The organism is Erwinia sp. 198 (assembly GCF_003937915.1).
GTDB classification, from domain to species: Bacteria; Pseudomonadota; Gammaproteobacteria; order Enterobacterales; family Enterobacteriaceae; genus Erwinia; species Erwinia aeris.
Genome location: NZ_RHUM01000010.1, coordinates 72,625 through 92,302, shown reverse-complemented (window position 1 = coordinate 92,302; position 19,678 = coordinate 72,625). Strand labels below are relative to the sequence as shown.

Here is a 19,678-nt window from a genome sequence, read left to right as displayed (position 1 = left end):
CATTTTTAATTTCCATATCTTTCCCAATATCAACGATAACAGTTGCGCTGTTTAAACATTCACCAACGGTTGGCACGTCGCGATCGGTGAAAGCGGTTAACCGCGCGCCTTAGCTGCTTTTGTTCCCGGAGGTGAATTTTATCGCTCCGGCTTCCCTGCTTTTCCCTGCCGCTTGCTAATCTGTGAAAGTTTGATCTGAAAGCAATATTTTTTCTTCATTCGACCCTGGCTTTACTGGCGCCCTGGCTATGCTTAGCTGTATCGCCCGATCGCAAGATGTTTGGCGCTGTCTGCCACGTCCGATCTCGTTTTGAGTATTCAACAGAAGTTGTCGCACGCTGCGGCGGTTTTTTGCACAGGATGTCAGGCCGTACCCGCCAGCGTGCTTTTGGCTCAATGAAGAGCAGCGCATTCGTTTTTTTCTGAAAAAGGATCGCCTGCCATACATTACAGGTACAGTCATGTCAGAGCTTACGGATCGCCGGTTAATTAATGCGTTAATTTCCGGCCATTATGCTGACCCCTTTTCGCTACTCGGCATGCATCAAACCCCAAAGGGGTTGACGGTGCGCGCCCTGTTGCCGGACGCCACCGAAGTTTGGGTAATCGAAACCAATACCGGCCGGAAATGTGCCCAGCTGGAATGTATTGATTCACGAGGTTTTTTCGAAGGCGTGATCCCACGCCGCAAAAATATGTTCCGCTACCAGCTGGCCGTCACCTGGCATGGTCAGCAAAACCTGGTGGATGATGCCTATCGCTTCGGGCCGTTGCTGAAAGAGCTGGACAGCTGGCTGCTGGCGGAAGGCACCCACTTACGTCCCTATGAGAGCATGGGCGCGCACTCGGACGTGATTGATGGCGTTATCGGCACCCGCTTTTCCGTATGGGCGCCTAATGCCCGTCGTGTCTCCGTGGTCGGCGATTTTAACTTCTGGGATGGCCGTCGCCATCCTATGCGGCTGCGTCAGGAAAGTGGCGTCTGGGAGCTGTTTGTGCCCGGTGCCGTACAGGGGCAGCTTTATAAATATGAAATCATCGATAAAAACGGACAGCTGCGGCTGAAATCCGACCCTTATGCTTTTGAAGCACAGATGCGGCCGGACAGCGCCTCGATGATTTGCGGCATTCCGCCTAAAACCACCATGTCGGAAGCGCGCCAGCGGGCCAACGATTTTGACGCGCCGATCTCTATTTATGAGGTGCATCTCGGCTCCTGGCGTCGCCATACGGACAACAACTACTGGCTGAGCTACAAAGAGCTGGCCGAGCAGCTGGTGCCCTACGCCAAAGAGATGGGCTTTACCCATCTTGAGCTGATGCCGATTAATGAGCATCCGTTTGACGGTAGCTGGGGCTATCAGCCTACCGGCATGTATGCCCCAACGCGCCGTTTCGGCACGCGCGACGAGTTCCGTAACTTTATTGCGGTCGCCCATCAGGCAGGGCTGAACGTACTGCTGGACTGGGTGCCGGGACATTTTCCCTCCGATGATTTTGGCCTCGCTAAATTCGACGGCACCGAGCTGTATGAGCACGGCGACCCGCGCGAAGGCTTTCATCAGGACTGGAACACGTTGATTTATAACTTTGGCCGTCGTGAAGTCAGCAACTATCTGACCGGCAACGCGCTTTACTGGATCGAACGTTTTGGCATCGACGGCCTGCGCGTGGATGCCGTTGCCTCCATGATCTATCGCGACTACAGCCGGGCGGAAGGGGAATGGATCCCTAACCATTTTGGCGGCCGGGAAAATCTGGAAGCTATCGCTTTCCTGCGCTACACCAACCGCACGCTGGGTAATGCCGCGCCCGGCACCGTGACCGTGGCGGAAGAATCCACTGATTTTCCGGGCGTCACGCGTCCGTCCGAAACGGGCGGCCTGGGCTTCTGGTACAAGTGGAACCTGGGCTGGATGCACGACACCCTGGACTACATGCAGGTGGATCCGCTCTACCGCAAGCATCACCACAACAATCTGACCTTCGGAATGCTTTACAACTCTACCGAAAACTTCGTGCTGCCCCTGTCACACGATGAAGTGGTGCACGGCAAGCGTTCTATCCTGGATCGGATGCCCGGCGACGTCTGGCAGAAGTTCGCCAATCTGCGCGCCTACTACGGTTGGATGTACGGCTTCCCCGGTAAAAAGCTGCTGTTTATGGGCAATGAGTTCGCGCAGGGCAAAGAGTGGAATCACGATATCAGCCTGGACTGGCATCTGCTGGAGGGCGAGGACAACTGGCACAACGGCGTACAGCGCCTGGTGCGCGATCTGAACCATACCTACCGCGAGCATCCGCCGCTGTATCAGCTTGATTTCGACCAGATGGGCTTTGAGTGGCTGGTCGTGGATGATTTTGATAACTCGGTGTTTGTTTTTGTACGCCGCGATCGTGAAGGCAACGAACTGATTGTTGTCAGCAACTTTACGCCTGTTACGCGCTACGACTACCGTTTCGGCGTTACGCAATCGGGAAGCTGGCAGGAAGTGTTGAATACCGATTCCGCACATTATCACGGTAGCAATGTCGGTAATCTGGGATCGATTAGCAGCGAAGCTATTCCGAGCCATAACCGTGAACACTCAATCAGTATGACCTTGCCGCCGCTTGCTACGGTATGGCTGGTCAGGGAGGCCTCATGAGTCAATTGCAGCCCGGTAAATCCACGCCGACAGGCGCGACCTATGACGGCAAGGGCGTTAATTTTACGCTGTTTTCGCAATACGCCGAGCGGGTTGAGCTTTGCCTGTTTGACGAGCGGGGCCGTGAAACGCGAATGACGCTGCCCGCCCGCACCGGCGATATCTGGCACGGCTATCTGCCAGCTGCCAAACCGGGCCAGCTTTATGGCTACCGCGTTCACGGGCCCTGGCAGCCCGAAGCCGGGCATCGCTTTAACCCACACAAGCTGCTGATTGACCCCTGCGCGCGCGAAGTGATCGGTGAAGTCACTGACGATCCTCGTTTTCAGTGCGGCCCACAGGTTTTGGATACCAGAGACAGCGCGGCAGTTGCGCCGCGTAGCGTGGTTGTGACCGATGATTTCGACTGGGAAGATGATAAATCACCGCGCGTGCCGTGGGGCTCCACCGTCATTTACGAGGCTCACGTACGCGGCCTGACCAAACGCCATCCCGGTATCCCGAAAGAAATCCAGGGCACCTATGCCGCGCTGGGCCATCCGGTGATGATCGACTACTTCAGGCGGCTGGGTATTACCACGCTGGAACTGCTGCCGGTCGCCTTCTTCGCGCACGAGCCGCGTCTGCTGCGGCTTGGGTTGACCAACTACTGGGGCTATAACCCGCTGGCGCCTTATGCGCTGGATTCCCGTTACGCTTCCGGCGTGAACGGCGTGCATCCGCGTGATGAATTCCAGCAGGCGGTGAAAGCGCTGCATGCGGCGGGCATTGAAGTGGTGCTGGACGTAGTGTTTAACCATACGGCCGAGCTGGATGAAACCGGGCCGATGCTGTCGAAGCGCGGCGTGGATAACAAAAGCTTCTACTGGCTGGACGAGCAGGGCAAGTATGAAAACTGGACCGGCTGCGGCAACACGCTCAACATCAGCCATCCTAACGTGCTGGACTGGACGCTGGAGTGCCTGCGCTACTGGGTTGAGGTTTGCCACGTCGACGGCTTCCGCTTTGACCTGGCGACGGTGCTGGGTCGCACGCCGGAATACCATCCGCACGCCTCTATTTTTGAAGCGATGCAGGAAGATCCGCTGCTCTCCCGGTGCAAGCTGATTGCAGAACCCTGGGATATCGGCCCGGACGGCTATCAGGTCGGCAACTTTCCGCCGCCGTTTGCCGAATGGAACGACCAGTACCGCGACACGATGCGGCGCTTCTGGCTGAAAGGCGACAGCAGCAACGCTGAGTTCGCCAAACGTTTCGCCGGCTCCAGCGATATCTTTAACCAGCAAGGGCGGCTGCCTTCGGCCAGCATCAACCTGATCACCGCGCACGACGGTTTTACCCTGACCGACCTGGTCTGCTTCAACGAAAAACACAACGAGGCCAACGGTGAAGATAACCGCGACGGCCACAACGGCAACTATAGTTATAACCACGGCGTGGAAGGGCTGAACGCGCCGCTGCTGGTGGCCGAGCACCGTTTGCGCAGCGTACACGGTTTGTTGACTACGCTGCTGCTTTCGCAGGGCACGCCGATGCTGCTGGCCGGCGACGAACACGGCCACACTCAGCACGGCAACAATAACGCTTACTGTCAGGATAACGAGCTGACCTGGCTGGACTGGGAAAACAACAACAGCGGACTGTTCACTTTTACTGCTGCCCTGATCCACTTGCGCAAACGCATTCCTGCGCTTCAGGCCGATCGCTGGTGGCAGATTGACGACGGCAATGTGGAATGGCTTGGGCCGGACGCTCAGCCGATGTCCGCCGACGCCTGGCACCACGGCGAACGCAGGATGCAGATCCGGCTGTCGCAGCATTGGCTGATCGTGATGAACGCCACCGAAGAAGTGTGCGACATCACGCTGCCACCAGGGCGCTGGCACGCCATTCCGCCCTTCGCCGGGGATAACAACCCCGTTCTGTTAACTGTCTGGCATGGAGCCGCGCACGGTGTGTGCGTGTTCCAGGAACAACCATAACAGGAGTCAGGCATGGCCACTTTAGATAAGAACGACCCTCTGATGTTGGCAAGACAATTGCCGTCGCAAACTGTAGCCCTGATCCTGGCGGGCGGACGCGGCACGCGCCTGAAAGACCTTACCGCTAACCGCGCCAAGCCTGCCGTCCATTTCGGCGGCAAGTTCCGCATTATCGATTTTGCCCTGTCAAACTGCCTGAACTCCGGGATCCGACGGATCGCGGTGATCACCCAGTACCAGTCGCACACGCTGGTGCAGCATATCCAGCGAGGCTGGTCGCTTTTTAACGAGGAGATGAACGAGTTCGTCGACCTGCTCCCTGCTCAGCAGCGCCAGACTACCGAGCACTGGTATCGCGGCACGGCGGATGCCGTGACGCAGAATCTGGATATTATTCGGCGCTATGAGGCGAAATATATCGTGATCCTGGCCGGCGACCATATCTACAAAATGGACTACTCGCGCATGCTGCTGGATCACGTGGAGAACGGCGCGAAATGCACCATCGCCTGCCTGCCGGTGCCGATTGAAGAGGCCAGCGCCTTCGGCGTGATGGCGGTCAACGATCGGAATAAAGTCGTCGATTTCCTGGAGAAACCGGCCGATCCGCCGTCGATGCCGGGCAACGATACCCTGGCGCTGGCGAGCATGGGCATCTATACCTTTAACGCCGACTATCTTTATCAGCTGCTGGAAGACGACCTGAAAATTCCCGAATCGAACCATGACTTCGGCAAAGATATCCTGCCGAAGATCGTAGCGACCGGCGAAGCGCTGGCGCACTCCTTCAGCCTTTCCTGCGTGCAAAGCGATAAAGACGCGCCGCCTTACTGGCGTGATGTCGGCACGCTGGAAGCTTACTGGAAAGCCAACCTCGATCTGGCGTCGGTGACGCCGGAGCTGGATATGTACGACCGTGAATGGCCTATCCGCACCCATATGGAGCCGCTGCCGCCGGCGAAATTTGTGCAGGACAGGTCAGGCAGTCATGGAATGACGATGAATTCACTGGTATCGGGTGGCTGCATCATTTCCGGCTCGGTAGTAGTGAATTCCGTTTTGTTTTCACGCGTAAGAATCAATTCTTTCTGCAATATCGAATCCTCTGTGCTGTCGCCGGATGTGGTAGTGGGGCGCTCCTGTCGCCTGCGCCGCTGCGTTATAGATCGTGCGTGCGTGCTGCCCGAAGGAACGGTAATCGGTGAGAATCCGGATGATGACGCGCGCCGTTTTTACCGCTCGGAAGAAGGCATTGTGCTGGTGACGCGTTCCATGCTGGCGAAGCTGGGCTGGCGCAGTTGACCGCATAAAGTACAAAAATAAAGCACAGGTATTTGATGCGGAGGAACGCGTCAGAACAAAGTAAAGGAGCCGATAATGCAGGTTTTACATGTCTGTTCAGAAATTTTCCCGCTGCTAAAAACGGGCGGGCTTGCTGATGTTGTGGGAGCATTACCGGCGGCGCAAATTGCACAGGGGATTGATACTCGCGTATTGATCCCGGCGTTTCCGGACTTGAAAAAAGGGATACCGGATACTGAAGTGGTCGCCCGACTGCATACTTTTGCCGGCTATGTCGAGCTGCTTTATGGACAGTACGACGGCGTAGGCATCTATCTGATCGACGCGCCGGGGTTGTACGATCGCCCTGGCAGCCCGTATCACGATGAGTCGCAGTTTGCCTATACGGATAACTATCTCCGTTTTGCGCTGTTGGGCTGGATGGGCTGCGAAATTGCCTGCGGGCTGGACACCTTCTGGCGACCGGAAGTGGTTCACGCGCACGACTGGCACGCCGGTCTGACCTGCGCCTATCTGGCCGCCAGAGGCCGTCCGGCAAAATCCGTGTTTACCGTACATAACCTGGCGTATCAGGGGCTGTTTTACGCGCATCATCTGGATGAAATCCAGCTGCCGTGGTCTTTCTTCAATATGCACGGCCTGGAGTTTTATGGGCAGATCTCTTACCTCAAAGCGGGTCTGTTCTATGCCGATCATATTACGGCGGTCAGCCCGACCTATGCGCGCGAGATCACCCAGCCGGAATTTGGTTACGGCATGGAAGATCTGCTGAAGCAGCGGCAGATGGAAGGGCGGCTGACCGGCATCCTGAACGGCGTGGATCCGCTAATCTGGGATCCGGAGCAGGATCTGCTGCTGACCACGCGCTATAACCGCGACGTGTTAGACGCCAAGCAGGAGAATAAGCGCCAGTTGCAAATTGCGATGGGGCTGAAAATTGACGAAAAAGCACCGGTGTTTGCCGTGGTCAGCCGCCTGACGAAGCAGAAAGGGCTGGATCTGGTGCTGGAGGCGCTGCCTGGACTGCTGGAACAGGGCGGTCAGCTGGTGCTGCTGGGCGCGGGCGATGCGGTGCTGCAACAGGGCTTCCTGGCGGCGGCGGCGGAATATCCGGGTCAGGTCGGCGTGCAGATTGGCTACCACGAAGCCTTTTCGCACCGCATCATGGGCGGCGCCGACGTGATTATGGTGCCGAGCCGCTTTGAGCCCTGCGGGCTGACGCAGCTTTACGGCCTGAAGTACGGCACGCTGCCGCTGGTGCGGCGTACCGGCGGCCTGGCCGATACGGTCAACGACAGCTCGCTGGAGAATCTGGCCGACGGCATCGCCAGCGGTTTCGTCTTTGAAGACAGTAATGCCTGGTCGTTGCTCCGTGCCATCCGCCGCGCCTTTGTGCTCTGGTCGCGCCCTTCGCTGTGGCGTTACGTACAGCGTCAGGCAATGGCAATGGATTTTAGCTGGCAGGTGGCCGCCGTGGCCTACCGCGATCTCTATCAACGTCTGCTGTAAAGAACCCAGGAAAATTGATATGAACGCACCTTTCATCTATACCGCCCCAACGCTCAGCGTCGAGGCACTGAAGCACTCCATCGCCTATAAATTGATGTTCACTATCGGCAAGGATCCTTCCGTTGCCAACAAACACGAATGGCTAAACGCCACGCTGCTGGCGGTGCGGGATCGGATGGTGGAACGCTGGCTGCGTTTTAACCGGGCGCAGCTGTCCCAGGATGTGCGTCAGGTCTATTATCTGTCGATGGAATTTCTGGTAGGCCGCACGCTTTCTAATGCGCTGCTGGCAATGGGTATTTACGAAGACGCTCGCGCCGCGCTGGAAGAGATGGGCTTCGATCTGGAGGATCTGATCGGCGAGGAGAGCGATCCGGGGCTGGGCAACGGCGGTCTGGGTCGCCTGGCCGCCTGCTTCCTGGACTCGCTCGCCACGCTGGGCCTGCCTGGACGCGGCTACGGCATCCGCTACGACTACGGCATGTTTAAGCAGAATATCGTCGACGGCCGCCAGGCGGAATCGCCGGATTATTGGCTGGAGTACGGCAACCCGTGGGAGTTCCAGCGCTTCAACACCCGCTACAAAGTCCGCTTCGGCGGACGTATTCAGGTTGAAGGCAGCCGTTCTCGCTGGCTGGAAACCGAAGAAGTGCTGGCGACGGCCTATGATCAGATCATTCCGGGCTTTGACACTGATGCCACCAATACGCTGCGCCTGTGGGGCGCGCAGGCAAGTAACGAAATCAACCTGGGGAAATTTAATCAGGGTGATTACTTTGCGGCGGTGGAAGATAAAAACCACTCGGAAAACGTCTCGCGCGTGCTTTACCCGGATGATTCGACCTACTCGGGGCGCGAGCTGCGTTTACGCCAGGAGTATTTTTTGGTGTCGGCCACGGTGCAGGATATTCTTAACCGGCATTGGGTGATGCATCAGACGTTCGATAACCTGGCGGATAAGATTGCCATCCACCTGAACGATACCCACCCGGTGCTGGCTATCCCGGAGCTGATGCGCCTGCTGATCGACGAGCATAAGTTCAGCTGGGACGACGCGTTTGAAGTGACCTGTCAGGTCTTCTCCTACACTAACCATACGCTGATGCAGGAAGCGCTGGAAACCTGGCCGGTAGATATGATCGGCAGGATCCTGCCGCGCCATCTGCAAATTATTTTCGATATTAACGACTACTTCCTGAAAACGATTCAGGACTACTATCCCGATGACTGGGATCTACAGTCGCGCATCTCGATCATTGATGAGAACAACGGTCGTCAGGTACGGATGGCCTGGCTGGCGGTCGTGGTCAGCCACAAGGTTAACGGCGTCTCCGAACTGCACTCTAACCTGATGGTACAGTCGCTGTTCGCCGACTTTGCCGCGCTGTTTCCTGGCCGCTTCTGCAATAAAACCAACGGCGTGACGCCACGCCGTTGGGTGGCGCTGGCCAATCCTTCGCTTTCAGAAGTCGTGGACGATACCATTGGCCGCCACTGGCGTACCGACTTAAGCCAGCTTGACGAGCTGAAGCAGCATATTGACTATCCCGGCTTTTTGAAAAGGATCAGCGATTCCAAGCTGACCAATAAAAAGCGGCTGGCGGCGCATATCGCCCAGAAAATGGATATCGTTATCGATCCTCACGCACTGTTCGACGTGCAGATCAAGCGTATCCATGAGTACAAACGTCAGCTGCTGAACGTGCTGCATGTGATCACCCGCTACAACCGGATCAAGGCCGATCCGGATGCCAACTGGGTGCCGCGCGTCAATATTTTTGCCGGTAAGGCCGCGTCGGCCTACTACATGGCAAAACATATTATTCATTTGATTAACGATGTCGCGCAGGTGATCAACAACGATCCGCAGGTGAAAAATAAGCTGAAGGTCGTGTTTATTCCCAACTACAGCGTCAGCCTGGCCCAGGTCATTATTCCGGCGGCCGATCTTTCCGAGCAGATTTCTCTGGCGGGCACGGAAGCGTCCGGCACCAGCAACATGAAATTTGCCCTGAACGGCGCGCTGACTATTGGGACACTGGACGGCGCTAACGTCGAGATGCTGGAGCACGTCGGCGAAGAGAATATCTTTATCTTCGGCAACACCACGCCGCAGGTCGAGGAGTTGCGCGCCCGGGGCTATAACGCACGTAAATACTACGAACAGGACGCCGAGCTGCATCAGGCGCTGACGCAGATCGCCACCGGCACCTTCAGCCCACAGGAGCCCGGCCGCTATCGCAATATTTATGATTCGCTGGTGAATCTGGGCGACCACTATCAGCTGCTGGCAGACTACCGCAGCTACGTGGATACGCAGGACAAGGTGGACGAGCTTTACCGCCATCCGGAAGAATGGACGCGTAAAACGCTGCTGAACATCGCCAATATGGGCTACTTCTCGTCGGATCGCACCATTCAGGAATACGCCGATGAGATTTGGGGCATCAAGCCAATCCGTCTCTAAGCTCTGCCGTGATTAAACGCTTTACCTGAAGACTCGCTGTGCTGTATTTTTATACAGCATGGCGAGAGTTGCCCTGAAGAAGTTTCTCCCCGTTCTGTCGGAATTCCCTCTGGATCTTCATTTTTCTGACTCCCGCTATGTCTGTAACACGCATCGTAGAGGGTTGAGCTAAATTAGCTTAAAGGCTATTATTTCTCAGGGAGTGAGAGCATGTTTACCGTTATCTGGCATGATAAAGCGGAAGCGGAACTGAAAGCGCTACCGATAACCGTCAGGGTAAAACTGGACAGGTTAATCAAAAAGCTGGAAGAGAACCCTCGTCTGTTACGTGAACCTGATACCAGGCCCCTCGGAAAAGGTTTGTACGAGGTCAGAACAATGGGCAGCGACATTGCTCGTGGGCTATGGGTATATCAGGCAGGGAGCAAAATTTATCTGTTGCGCATTTTTATTAAGAAAACGCAAAAAACACCGCGTGCGGAAACAGACTTAGCCTGGCAGCGTCTGGAGGAGATGAAACGTGAAATATAAAACGCATTCACAGATCCATGAAGAGATGATGGGCGATCCTGAGTACCGTGCGGCCTGGGAAGCGGCGGAAAGAAAAGAGCGCTTACAGGCATTGTTGCTTGAATGGCGTTCCAGGGCAGGGCTAACCAGCGCGCAGGTCGCTGAACGCATGGGAATAAAGCCGCCCACCGTTTCCAGGATGGAAAAAAATATCACTTCAGCCAGCCTGGAGACGCTTGCGCGCTACGCCAGAGCCTGCGGTATCGATAACGCCACGCTTTACTTCTGATAGCGGCCTGAGCCTGATGACAAAAAGGGCGGAAATCAATTCCGCCCTCTGTGTTACCGCTTTAGCCGTCGGCCCTTATGAGGCCAGCGATAAAACCGGTTTTTTACCGTGCCGGGCCAGCCATTCACCGACGCGTGCGCGCTCCTGCTCGTTCAGGAACATGCCCATTTTGGTACGGCGCCACAGCGCATCGTCCTGCTCGCGCACCCATTCCTTCTCGACCAGATAACGCAGCTCCGCTTCGTAGAAGTGGTGGCCAAAGCGTTCGCCCAGATCGTCCAGGCTTTTCGCCGGTTTCAGGAACAGCTCGGTATTGCTGCCGTAGGTACGGGCGTAGTGGCGAGCCATCGCTTCAGTGATAAACGGATAGCGGCGACGCAGGCTGGCGGCGTAATCCTCACGCGTACCGGCGATATCGCCGCCGGGCAGCACGCAGCTGCGCGTCCAGGCCGGGCCCGCCTTCGGATAGTATTTCGACAGCTTCTCCATCGCATGCTCGGCCAGCTTGCGGTAGGTGGTCAGCTTGCCGCCGAAGACCGACAGCAGCGGCGCCTTACCGTTATCGTCACGCACGTCCAGCGTATAGTCGCGGGTGATGGCCTGCGGCGAATCGGATTCGTCATCGCACAGCGGGCGCACGCCAGAATAAGACCAGACGATATCTTCCTTGCTCAGCGTCTTTTTAAAGTGGTTGTTAAACACTTTCAGCAGGTATTCGGTCTCTTTCTCGTCGATATGCACATTTTTCGGATCGCCTTTGTACTCCACGTCGGTGGTGCCGATGATGGAAAACTCATCCATCCACGGGATCACAAAAACGATACGGTTGTCTTCGTTTTGCAGGATATAAGCCTGCTTTTGCGTATGCACGCGCGGCACCACGATATGGCTGCCTTTGATCAGGCGAATACCGTAAGGCGATTTCAGCTGGAGGCCGTCGTCGAACAGCTGCTTCACCCAGGGGCCCGCCGCGTTGACCAGGCCTTTAGCCTGCCAGGTGTAGGTTTCCCCCGTGTCGATATCTTCCGCTTCTACAGTCCACATGTCATTCTCACGCCGGGCGCGAGTAACGCGGGTACGGGTACGTACTTCGCCGCCGCGCTTTTCCACTTCCTGCGCATTGAGCACGACCAGGCGCGCATCGTCCACCCAGCAGTCGGAATATTCGAAACCGCGCGTAATTTCCGGCTTCAGCACCGAGTCTGATTCAAAACGCAACCCCTTGCTGCCCGGCAGGCTGGTGCGTTTTCCCAGATGATCGTACATAAACAGACCGACGCGGATCATCCATGCCGGACGCAGGTGTGGGCGGTGCGGCAGGCGGAAGCGCATCGGGAAAGCGATATGCGGCGCCATTTTCAGCAGCACTTCACGCTCGGCCAGCGCTTCGCTGACCAGGCGGAATTCGTAGTGTTCCAGGTAGCGCAAGCCGCCGTGGATCAGTTTAGAGCTGGCGGAAGAGGTGGCGCAGGCCAAATCTTGCGCTTCCAGCATCAGCACAGACAGGCCGCGTCCTGCAGCGTCTGCTGCAATACCAGCGCCGTTGATACCGCCGCCGATTACGATCAGGTCTTTGGTTTCCACGTCATCTCCTCCGATGTTCGGAATAGTTCTTAAATGTTCGTTTTCGAGCATTATAATAATCGCAAAGCGACATTGATGCCAGCGTTAACCGAATAAAAACATTTATGCGTGATGCAGGTAACAGAATTGTTCACGAAAAAGCCGTATAGCCCTGCGTTTCGTTGGGTTATTGTCGGCTTTGTTCGCGATACAATAGCGGCCGCTTGTCTTTATTCGAGAATCGATCATGGAACAATTTGAGTGCATCAACGTGCAGCAGGCGCAGGCTTTGCTGACCCAGGATAACGCCCTGCTGGTCGATATCCGCGATCCGCAAAGCTACGCTATCGGCCACGCCAGCGGCGCTTTCCACCTGACCAACACCACGCTCAGCACCTTTATCCAACAGAGCGATCTCTCTGTACCGGTACTGGTGATGTGCTACCACGGCAACAGCAGCAAGGGCGCGGCGCAGTATCTGCTGACGCAGGGCTTCAAAGCGGCCTACAGTATTGATGGCGGTTTCGACGCCTGGCGCGCCGCTTTTCCACAGCAGGTTGATTCCGCCGCGGAATAACCGCAGACAGGAAACCTTTTTTCAGCAACAGGGACTTTACCGGCGATGATGCGCATTACCGATTTTGCCAGCCTGCGCATGGCGCAGGCTTTTGTGGATTACATGGCGACGCGCGGCGTCACGCTGCGGATTGAGCAGGACAGCCGCTACACGCTGTGGCTGGATAACGATGCCCAGCTGGAGCTGGTCGAAAACGAACTTAATCAGTTTATCCGCGAACCGAATCATCCGCGTTATCAGATGGCAAGCTGGCACTCTGGCAGCACCAACAGCGGCATTACCTATAGCCATTCCTCGCTGATGGCTAACCTTCGTGAACGCGCCGGTCCGCTGACGCTGACCGTGATGGCGGCCTGTATCATGGTCTTTATCCTGATGCAGATTGTCGGCGACGGCACCGTGCTGAGCTGGCTTTCCTGGCCGGATGTCGACCAGCATTTTCAGCTGTGGCGCTGGTTCAGCCACGCGCTGCTGCATTTTTCACTGGTGCATATTCTCTTTAACCTGCTCTGGTGGTGGTATCTGGGCGGCGCCATTGAAAAACGGCTGGGCAGCGGCAAGCTGTTTGTGATTATGCTAATCTCCGCGCTGCTTAGCGGCTGGATGCAGGCGAAGTTCAGCGGCGTGCTGTTTGGCGGCCTTTCCGGCGTGGTTTACGCGCTGATGGGCTACGCCTGGCTGCGGGGAGAACGCGATCCTGCCAGCGGTATCTTCCTTGAACGCGGCCTGATGGCGTTTTCCATCGTCTGGCTGGTGATTGGCTATATGGGCTGGTTTGGCCTGTCGATCGCCAACGCCGCTCACGTTACCGGGCTGCTGACGGGCCTGGCAATGGCCTTTGTAGACACCCGAAAAAAATAACGGGCAACAGGAGAGCTTTGTGAAGCAGACGCAACGACACGACGCCATTATCGATTTGGTTCGTCGTCAGGGCTATGTCAGTACCGAGGAGCTGGTGGATCACTTTACCGTCAGTCCGCAAACCATCCGCCGCGACCTGAACGAGCTGGCGGAGCAGAATAAGATCCAGCGTCATCATGGCGGCGCGGCGCTGCCCTCCAGTTCGGAAAACACCGCCTGGCAGGATCGTAAAATGATGTGGTCGGCGGAAAAAGCACGTATCGCGCAGCGCGTGGCCAGCCAGATCCCGGACGGCGCTTCGTTATTTATTGATATCGGCACCACGCCGGAAGCCGTTGCGCACGCGCTGCTGAACCATAACAACCTGCGCATCGTCACCAACAATCTTAACGTGGCGATGCTGCTGATGAGCAAGCCCGACTTCAGCCTGATTGTGGCGGGCGGTGAAGTCCGCACCCGTGATGGCGGGATCATGGGTGAGGCGACGCTGGATTATATTTCTCAGTTTCGCCTGGACTACGGCATTCTGGGCATCAGCGGTATTGATATGGACGGCTCGCTGCTGGACTTCGACTATCACGAGGTGCGTACCAAGCGGGCGATTATCGAAAACTCGCGCTGCGTCATGCTGGTGGCCGACCATTCAAAATTTGGCCGTAACGCGATGGTTAATCTGGGCAATATGAGCCTGATCGACTATCTCTTTACCGATGAGACACCGCCGCCCGGCGTGTTGAAAACCATTGAGCAGCACGAGGTTCATCTGGAAATTTGCTGACGCCTTACGCGACAGAAAATACGAAAGCGAATTGAGGGAGTGCAAACAGACATGAAGGTAAAAATGCATTTCGGCGTAATGTTGATCCCGGTGTTACTTATTGGATTCGCCGCCGGCTATTTTTACCTTCCCCGGCAGCTGAAAGAGATAAAAAGCAACCCGCAAATCGTCTGGTATAGCGAAAGGCCCGACCTGACCTGGCAAGTTTTTAGCCAGTGTAAACAGCATGTAGAGGATGCAGACACCTGCTATCAGGCTTACAGCGCCGCAGTGGCGCTGGCAGAGTCGGACCGGTGTGATACGCAAGGCCTTAAATTGAAATACCGCTTTAAGCTCCTGACGCAGCACGCCAGCCCGGCTGAAATTGAGAAAGAGATCGACAAGGAGTGTCGGCAACGCTAGTGATACCGACCCGTGGTAAAAGTCCGGCGGCGTGATGCTGGCTCTTCCTTCACGGCTTAAAACCGCTTCCGCAAAACTGCATATTACCCCCGCTAACCTGGCCCTTTGAAATCATGAGAAAAAGCGTTTCGACTTTTTCACGTGTCTGCATGAGCATTTTTTTCTGTTCAGGTCTTAACTGTATGTGTCCCGCCTGTTCTTCTCTTACCATTTCAAAAGGAAGCGGTATGTCGCAGCAGAAATTTACTCAGTCTCGTTTCGAGGCGGCGCTGGCCCGCCAGTGGCAGCGCGCCAGCCTTTCTTCAGCCGATGAAATGACGTCTCACCAGTGGTGGCAGGCGCTCAGCGGCGCGCTGGCCGAGATGCTGGCCGCCGCCGCGCCCGCAAAGCCGGCAAAGCAGCAGCGCCACGTAAACTATATTTCCATGGAATTTCTGATTGGCAGGCTGACCGGCAACACGCTGCTGAACCTGGGATGGTATGACGAAGTAAAAGCGGCGCTGGCCGCCCACCGGTGCAGCCTGAGCGAGCTGCTGGAGGAGGAGGTCGATCCGGCGCTGGGCAACGGCGGGCTGGGACGGCTGGCCGCCTGTTATCTGGATTCGATGGCGACGGTCGGGCAGCCCGCCACCGGCTACGGGCTGAACTACCAGTACGGCCTGTTTCGCCAGTCCTTTGAAGATGGCCGCCAGATGGAGGCGCCGGACGACTGGCACCGCGAGCGCTATCCGTGGTTTCGCCATAATAGCGCGCTGGACGTTACCGTCGGTTTCGGCGGAAAAGTCACCAAAAATCAGGAGGGCGGCGTCGACTGGCAGCCCGCTTTTATGCTGCGCGGCGAGGCCTGGGATCTGCCGGTGGTCGGCTATCGCAATGGCGTAACGCAGCCGCTGCGGCTCTGGCAGGCCAGCCACGCGCAGCCTTTCGATTTGACGCTGTTTAACGACGGCAAATTTCTTCAGGCGGAGCAGCAGGGCGTCGAGGCGGCAAAGCTGACTAAGGTGCTTTATCCCAACGACAACCATCAGGAAGGCAAGCGCCTGCGTCTGATGCAGCAATATTTTCAGTGCGCCTGCTCGGTAGCGGATATTCTGCGTCGCCATCATCTTGCCGGACGCCATATTACCGGGCTGCCCGATTACGAAGTGATCCAGCTTAACGATACCCATCCCACCATCGCCATTCCGGAGATGCTGCGCGTGCTGCTGGACGAGCACCAGCTGACGTGGGACGACGCCTGGGCCATCGTCAGTAAAACGTTCGCCTATACCAACCACACGCTGATGCCGGAAGCGCTGGAATGTTGGGATCAGCGGCTGGTGCGCTCGCTGCTGCCGCGCCACTTTATGATTATTAAAGAGATCGACAGGCGTTTTAAAAAGCAGGTCGATAAGGTGTGGCCGGGCGACGAGGCGGTTTGGGCAAAGCTGGCGCTGCTGCATGACAACCAGCTGCGTATGGCGAACCTGTGCGTGGTCAGCTGTTTTGCGGTGAACGGCGTGGCGGCGCTGCATTCGGCGCTGGTGGTTAAAGATCTCTTCCCGGAATACCACCGGCTGTGGCCAACCAAATTCCATAATGTCACCAACGGCATTACGCCGCGCCGCTGGCTTAAGCAATGCAATCCACAGCTGGCGACGCTGCTCGACGACACGCTGAAAGTGGAGTGGGTAAACCATCTGGAGGCGTTGCAGGGGCTGGAGGCGTTCGCCGACGATGCGGCTTTTCGCCAGCGCTATCGCCAGATCAAATATGATAACAAGGTGCGACTGGCGGACTATATTCACCGCGTGACCGGGATCAAAGTCAGTCCCGAAGCGCTGTTCGATGTGCAAATCAAGCGGCTGCACGAATACAAGCGTCAACATCTTGGCCTGCTGCACATTCTCTCCTGCTACAAAAGGCTGCGTGAAAATCCCGATATGGCGTGGGTGCCGCGTGTCTTTCTGTTCGGTGCTAAAGCCGCGCCGGGCTATTACCTGGCAAAAAATATCATTTACGCCATCAATAAAGTGGCGGAGAAAATCAATAACGACCCGCTTATCGGCGACAAAATGAAGGTGGTGTTTATCCCGGACTATCGCATTACCGCTGCGGAACTAATGATCCCGGCCGCGGATATTTCAGAGCAGATTTCTACGGCGGGCTATGAGGCTTCCGGCACCGGCAATATGAAGCTGGCGCTGAACGGCGCGCTGACCGTCGGCACGCTGGACGGTGCCAACGTGGAAATCGCAGAGCAGGTGGGCGAAGAGAACATTTTTATTTTCGGCCATACGGTGGACGAAGTGAAAGCGCTGCGGAAAAAAGGCTATGCGCCGCTGAAGCTGCGCAAAAAAGATAAGCATCTTAATGCCATACTGAAAGAGCTGGAGAACGGCTTCTTCAGCAATGGCGATAAACAAGCCTTTGCGCCGCTGCTTGGCAGCCTGGGCGAGGGCGGCGACTACTGGCTGGCGCTGGCCGACTTCGCCAGCTATTGCGAAGCGCAAAAGCGCGCCGAACAGCACTATCTTGACCAGGAAGCCTGGACAAGGATGACCATCCTTAATACCGCGCGTTGCGGCATGTTCAGCTCCGACCGTTCTATTCATGACTATCAGCAGCGTATCTGGCAGGCTAAACGTACAGGGAGCAGCAATGGATAAAAAGAAATTTGAGCAGGCAGCAGCAGCGGCAGGTATCGCCGCCCAATACATCAACGCCAAAGGCGAGCAGGAAGAGATTTCCCCCGACATTCGTCAGCGCCTGCTGGCAGCGATGTCGACCAACCGTAGCAAACCCGGCCCCGTCCCGCCGTGCAAGGTTTTCCTGCGTCAGCGGACAATGGCGCTGGAAATCGGCGGCAAGGGCAGCTATCAGTGGCAGCTGACCACCGAAAAAGGCCGTGCCTGTCAGGGCGAGATCAACGCCGGAGAAGCCATCGCGCTGCCTTCTTCGCTGGCCTATGGCTATCACACGCTGTCGCTGCGGCAGGGGAAAAAGAGCTGGACGTGTCGGATTATTATTGCGCCAAAACGCTGCTACGAGCCGGAGCCGCTGCGCCAGGGCGCAAAGCTGTGGGGTGCCTGCGTCCAGCTTTATACGCTGCGCTCCGAACAAAACTGGGGAATTGGTGATTTTGGCGATCTGAAACAAATGCTGACCGAAATCGCCGGGCGCGGCGGGTCGTTTATCGGCCTCAATCCTGTCCACTCGCTTTATCCTGCCAGCCCGGCAAATGCCAGCCCGTACAGCCCCTCTTCACGGCGCTGGCTCAACGTTCTCTATATTGACGTTAATGCCGTTCCGGAATTTAAGGAAAGCAAGGAAGGCCAGCGCTGGCTACGCGGTAAGACCGTCCAGCGTCGCCTGCAGCAGGCCAGAGAAGCCGAGTGGGTAGATTATGACACGGTAGGGGAGCTGAAAATGACGGCCCTGCGCTATGCCTGGCAGCGGTTCAGCCAGCGTCAGCAGGATGATGCCAGCCAGGCGCATTTTAACGCCTTTATTGAAAAGGGCGGTGAAAGCCTTTACTGGCAGGCCGCTTTCGACGCGTTGCACGGCGCCATGCGGCGCGAAAACGAAGACGCCTGGGGCTGGCCGGTGTGGCCGGAAAATCTGCGGGAAGCGCATGGCGAAGCCGTACAGCAATTCTGCCGAGACAACGAGGACGAAGTGCGTTTCTGGCTGTGGCTGCAGTGGCTGGCAAACCGGCAGTTTGAAGAGTGCTGGCAGGTCAGCCAGCAGCACGCCATGCCGATTGGACTTTATCGCGATTTAGCGGTGGGCGTGGCGGAAGGCGGCGCGGAAACCTGGTGCGATCGCGAACTGTACTGTATGGACGCATCGGTAGGCGCGCCGCCGGATATTCTTGGCCCGCTGGGACAGAACTGGGGACTGCCGCCGATGGATCCGCATATCATGACCGCGCGCGGCTACCAGCCTTTTATCGACCTGCTCAGAGCGAACATGATGAGCTGCGGCGCGCTGCGTATCGACCATGTGATGTCGCTGCTGCGCCTGTGGTGGATCCCCCATGGTGAAACCGCCAATTACGGCGCTTATGTCTACTATCCCGTTGACGATCTGATGGCGATCCTGGCGCTGGAAAGCCAGCGCAACGAATGTATGGTGATTGGGGAAGATTTGGGAACGGTGCCCGTCGAGATTGTCTCAAAGCTGCGGCAAAGCGGCATCTATTCCTGGAAAGTACTCTATTTCGAGCAGGAGAAACCCGATCGCTATCGCGCGCCGGACAAGTGGGCGCGTCAGGCTATGGCGAGTGCCACCACGCACGATCTGCCGACGCTGCGCGGCTTCTGGAACGCCGTCGATCTGGAGATGGGCGAGAAGCTGGGGCTGTATCCCGATAAGGTGGTGCTGCGCGGTCTTTATGAGGACAGGGCGCGGCAGAAACAGGCGCTGCTGGAGGCGCTGCATCGCTACGGCTGCGTGCCGAAAGACAGCGGTAAAAAGGCCGCTCTGGTGAAAATGACGCCGCAGCTGAGCCGGGGAATACACCGTTTTCTTGCCGACACCGACAGCACGCTGCTGGGGCTTCAGCCGGAAGACCTGCTGGATATGGACAAGCCGGTTAACGTGCCGGGCACCACGGATCAGTATCCCAACTGGCGTCGCAAGCTCAGTAAAACGGTGACAGAAACTTTCGCCGACAAGCAGGTCAATCTGCTGCTGAAGGATGTGGACCGGCGGCGCAGGGCCGGGAAGAAGGCGTAAAAGCAGGGACGCGCTGAACCAGCGGCAGAGGGACGGGAAGCAAGCATAGAAGGAAGAAGGCGCTGCGCTGA

The 19,678-nt window shown here is 56.9% G+C and carries 14 protein-coding genes; 13 read left to right on the top strand and 1 reads right to left on the bottom strand.

Annotated features, from left to right (window positions below; genetic code table 11):
- The first annotated feature begins 461 nt into the window (after positions 1–461).
- The 7 genes from glgB (at position 462) to EGK14_RS15005 (ending at position 10,707) form a co-directional block, all read left to right on the top strand.
- Positions 462–2,648 carry a 1,4-alpha-glucan branching enzyme gene (gene glgB, locus EGK14_RS15035; protein ID WP_125289908.1) on the top strand — a complete coding sequence of 729 codons (2,187 nt, stop codon included), beginning with the start codon at positions 462–464 and terminating at the stop codon, positions 2,646–2,648.
- Positions 2,645–4,630, top strand: coding sequence for a glycogen debranching protein GlgX (gene glgX / locus EGK14_RS15030; RefSeq protein WP_125289907.1), 1,986 nt, complete (start codon positions 2,645–2,647; stop codon positions 4,628–4,630). The genes glgB and glgX overlap by 4 nt, the downstream gene beginning before the upstream one ends.
- A 12-nt stretch (positions 4,631–4,642) precedes the next feature.
- Complete coding sequence (glgC, locus tag EGK14_RS15025; protein ID WP_125289906.1) at positions 4,643–5,932, top strand: glucose-1-phosphate adenylyltransferase; 1,290 nt, start codon at positions 4,643–4,645, stop codon at positions 5,930–5,932.
- Positions 5,933–6,007: 75 nt separating this feature from the next.
- Positions 6,008–7,441: a glycogen synthase GlgA gene (glgA, locus tag EGK14_RS15020; RefSeq protein WP_125289905.1), complete on the top strand. Its 1,434-nt coding sequence runs from the start codon at positions 6,008–6,010 to the stop codon at positions 7,439–7,441.
- A gap of 19 nt (positions 7,442–7,460) precedes the next feature.
- Positions 7,461–9,908, top strand: a complete 2,448-nt coding sequence (glgP, locus tag EGK14_RS15015; protein ID WP_125289904.1) for a glycogen phosphorylase — start codon at positions 7,461–7,463, stop codon at positions 9,906–9,908.
- A 210-nt stretch (positions 9,909–10,118) separates the two neighbouring features.
- Complete coding sequence (locus EGK14_RS15010) at positions 10,119–10,439, top strand: type II toxin-antitoxin system RelE/ParE family toxin (protein ID WP_125289903.1); 321 nt, start codon at positions 10,119–10,121, stop codon at positions 10,437–10,439.
- Positions 10,429–10,707: a helix-turn-helix transcriptional regulator gene (locus tag EGK14_RS15005; RefSeq protein WP_125289902.1), complete on the top strand. Its 279-nt coding sequence runs from the start codon at positions 10,429–10,431 to the stop codon at positions 10,705–10,707. Before EGK14_RS15010 ends, EGK14_RS15005 begins: the two co-directional genes overlap by 11 nt.
- Before the next feature lie 75 nt (positions 10,708–10,782).
- Here EGK14_RS15005 and glpD read toward each other — a convergent pair whose 3' ends face one another.
- A complete protein-coding gene (glpD, locus tag EGK14_RS15000) occupies positions 10,783–12,291 on the bottom strand; it encodes a glycerol-3-phosphate dehydrogenase (RefSeq protein ID WP_125289901.1) in 1,509 nt (502 codons plus the stop codon).
- A gap of 226 nt (positions 12,292–12,517) precedes the next feature.
- Here glpD and glpE point away from each other — a divergent pair, with 226 nt between their 5' ends.
- The 6 genes from glpE (at position 12,518) to malQ (ending at position 19,607) form a co-directional block, all read left to right on the top strand.
- Positions 12,518–12,847, top strand: coding sequence for a thiosulfate sulfurtransferase GlpE (gene glpE / locus EGK14_RS14995; RefSeq protein ID WP_125289900.1), 330 nt, complete (start codon positions 12,518–12,520; stop codon positions 12,845–12,847).
- 48 nt (positions 12,848–12,895) lie between these two features.
- A complete protein-coding gene (gene glpG, locus EGK14_RS14990; RefSeq protein ID WP_125289996.1) occupies positions 12,896–13,708 on the top strand; it encodes a rhomboid family intramembrane serine protease GlpG in 813 nt (270 codons plus the stop codon).
- 19 nt (positions 13,709–13,727) lie between these two features.
- On the top strand, positions 13,728–14,486 hold the full coding sequence (locus tag EGK14_RS14985; RefSeq protein WP_125289899.1) for a DeoR/GlpR family transcriptional regulator: 759 nt from the start codon (positions 13,728–13,730) through the stop codon (positions 14,484–14,486).
- Positions 14,487–14,537: 51 nt separating this feature from the next.
- On the top strand, positions 14,538–14,888 hold the full coding sequence (locus EGK14_RS14980; RefSeq protein ID WP_125289898.1) for a hypothetical protein: 351 nt from the start codon (positions 14,538–14,540) through the stop codon (positions 14,886–14,888).
- 227 nt (positions 14,889–15,115) lie between these two features.
- Entirely contained in the window at positions 15,116–17,536 is a 2,421-nt protein-coding gene (malP, locus tag EGK14_RS14975) for a maltodextrin phosphorylase (protein WP_125289897.1), read from the top strand.
- Positions 17,529–19,607: a 4-alpha-glucanotransferase gene (gene malQ, locus EGK14_RS14970; protein ID WP_125289896.1), complete on the top strand. Its 2,079-nt coding sequence runs from the start codon at positions 17,529–17,531 to the stop codon at positions 19,605–19,607. Before malP ends, malQ begins: the two co-directional genes overlap by 8 nt.
- The last annotated feature ends 71 nt before the right edge of the window (positions 19,608–19,678 follow it).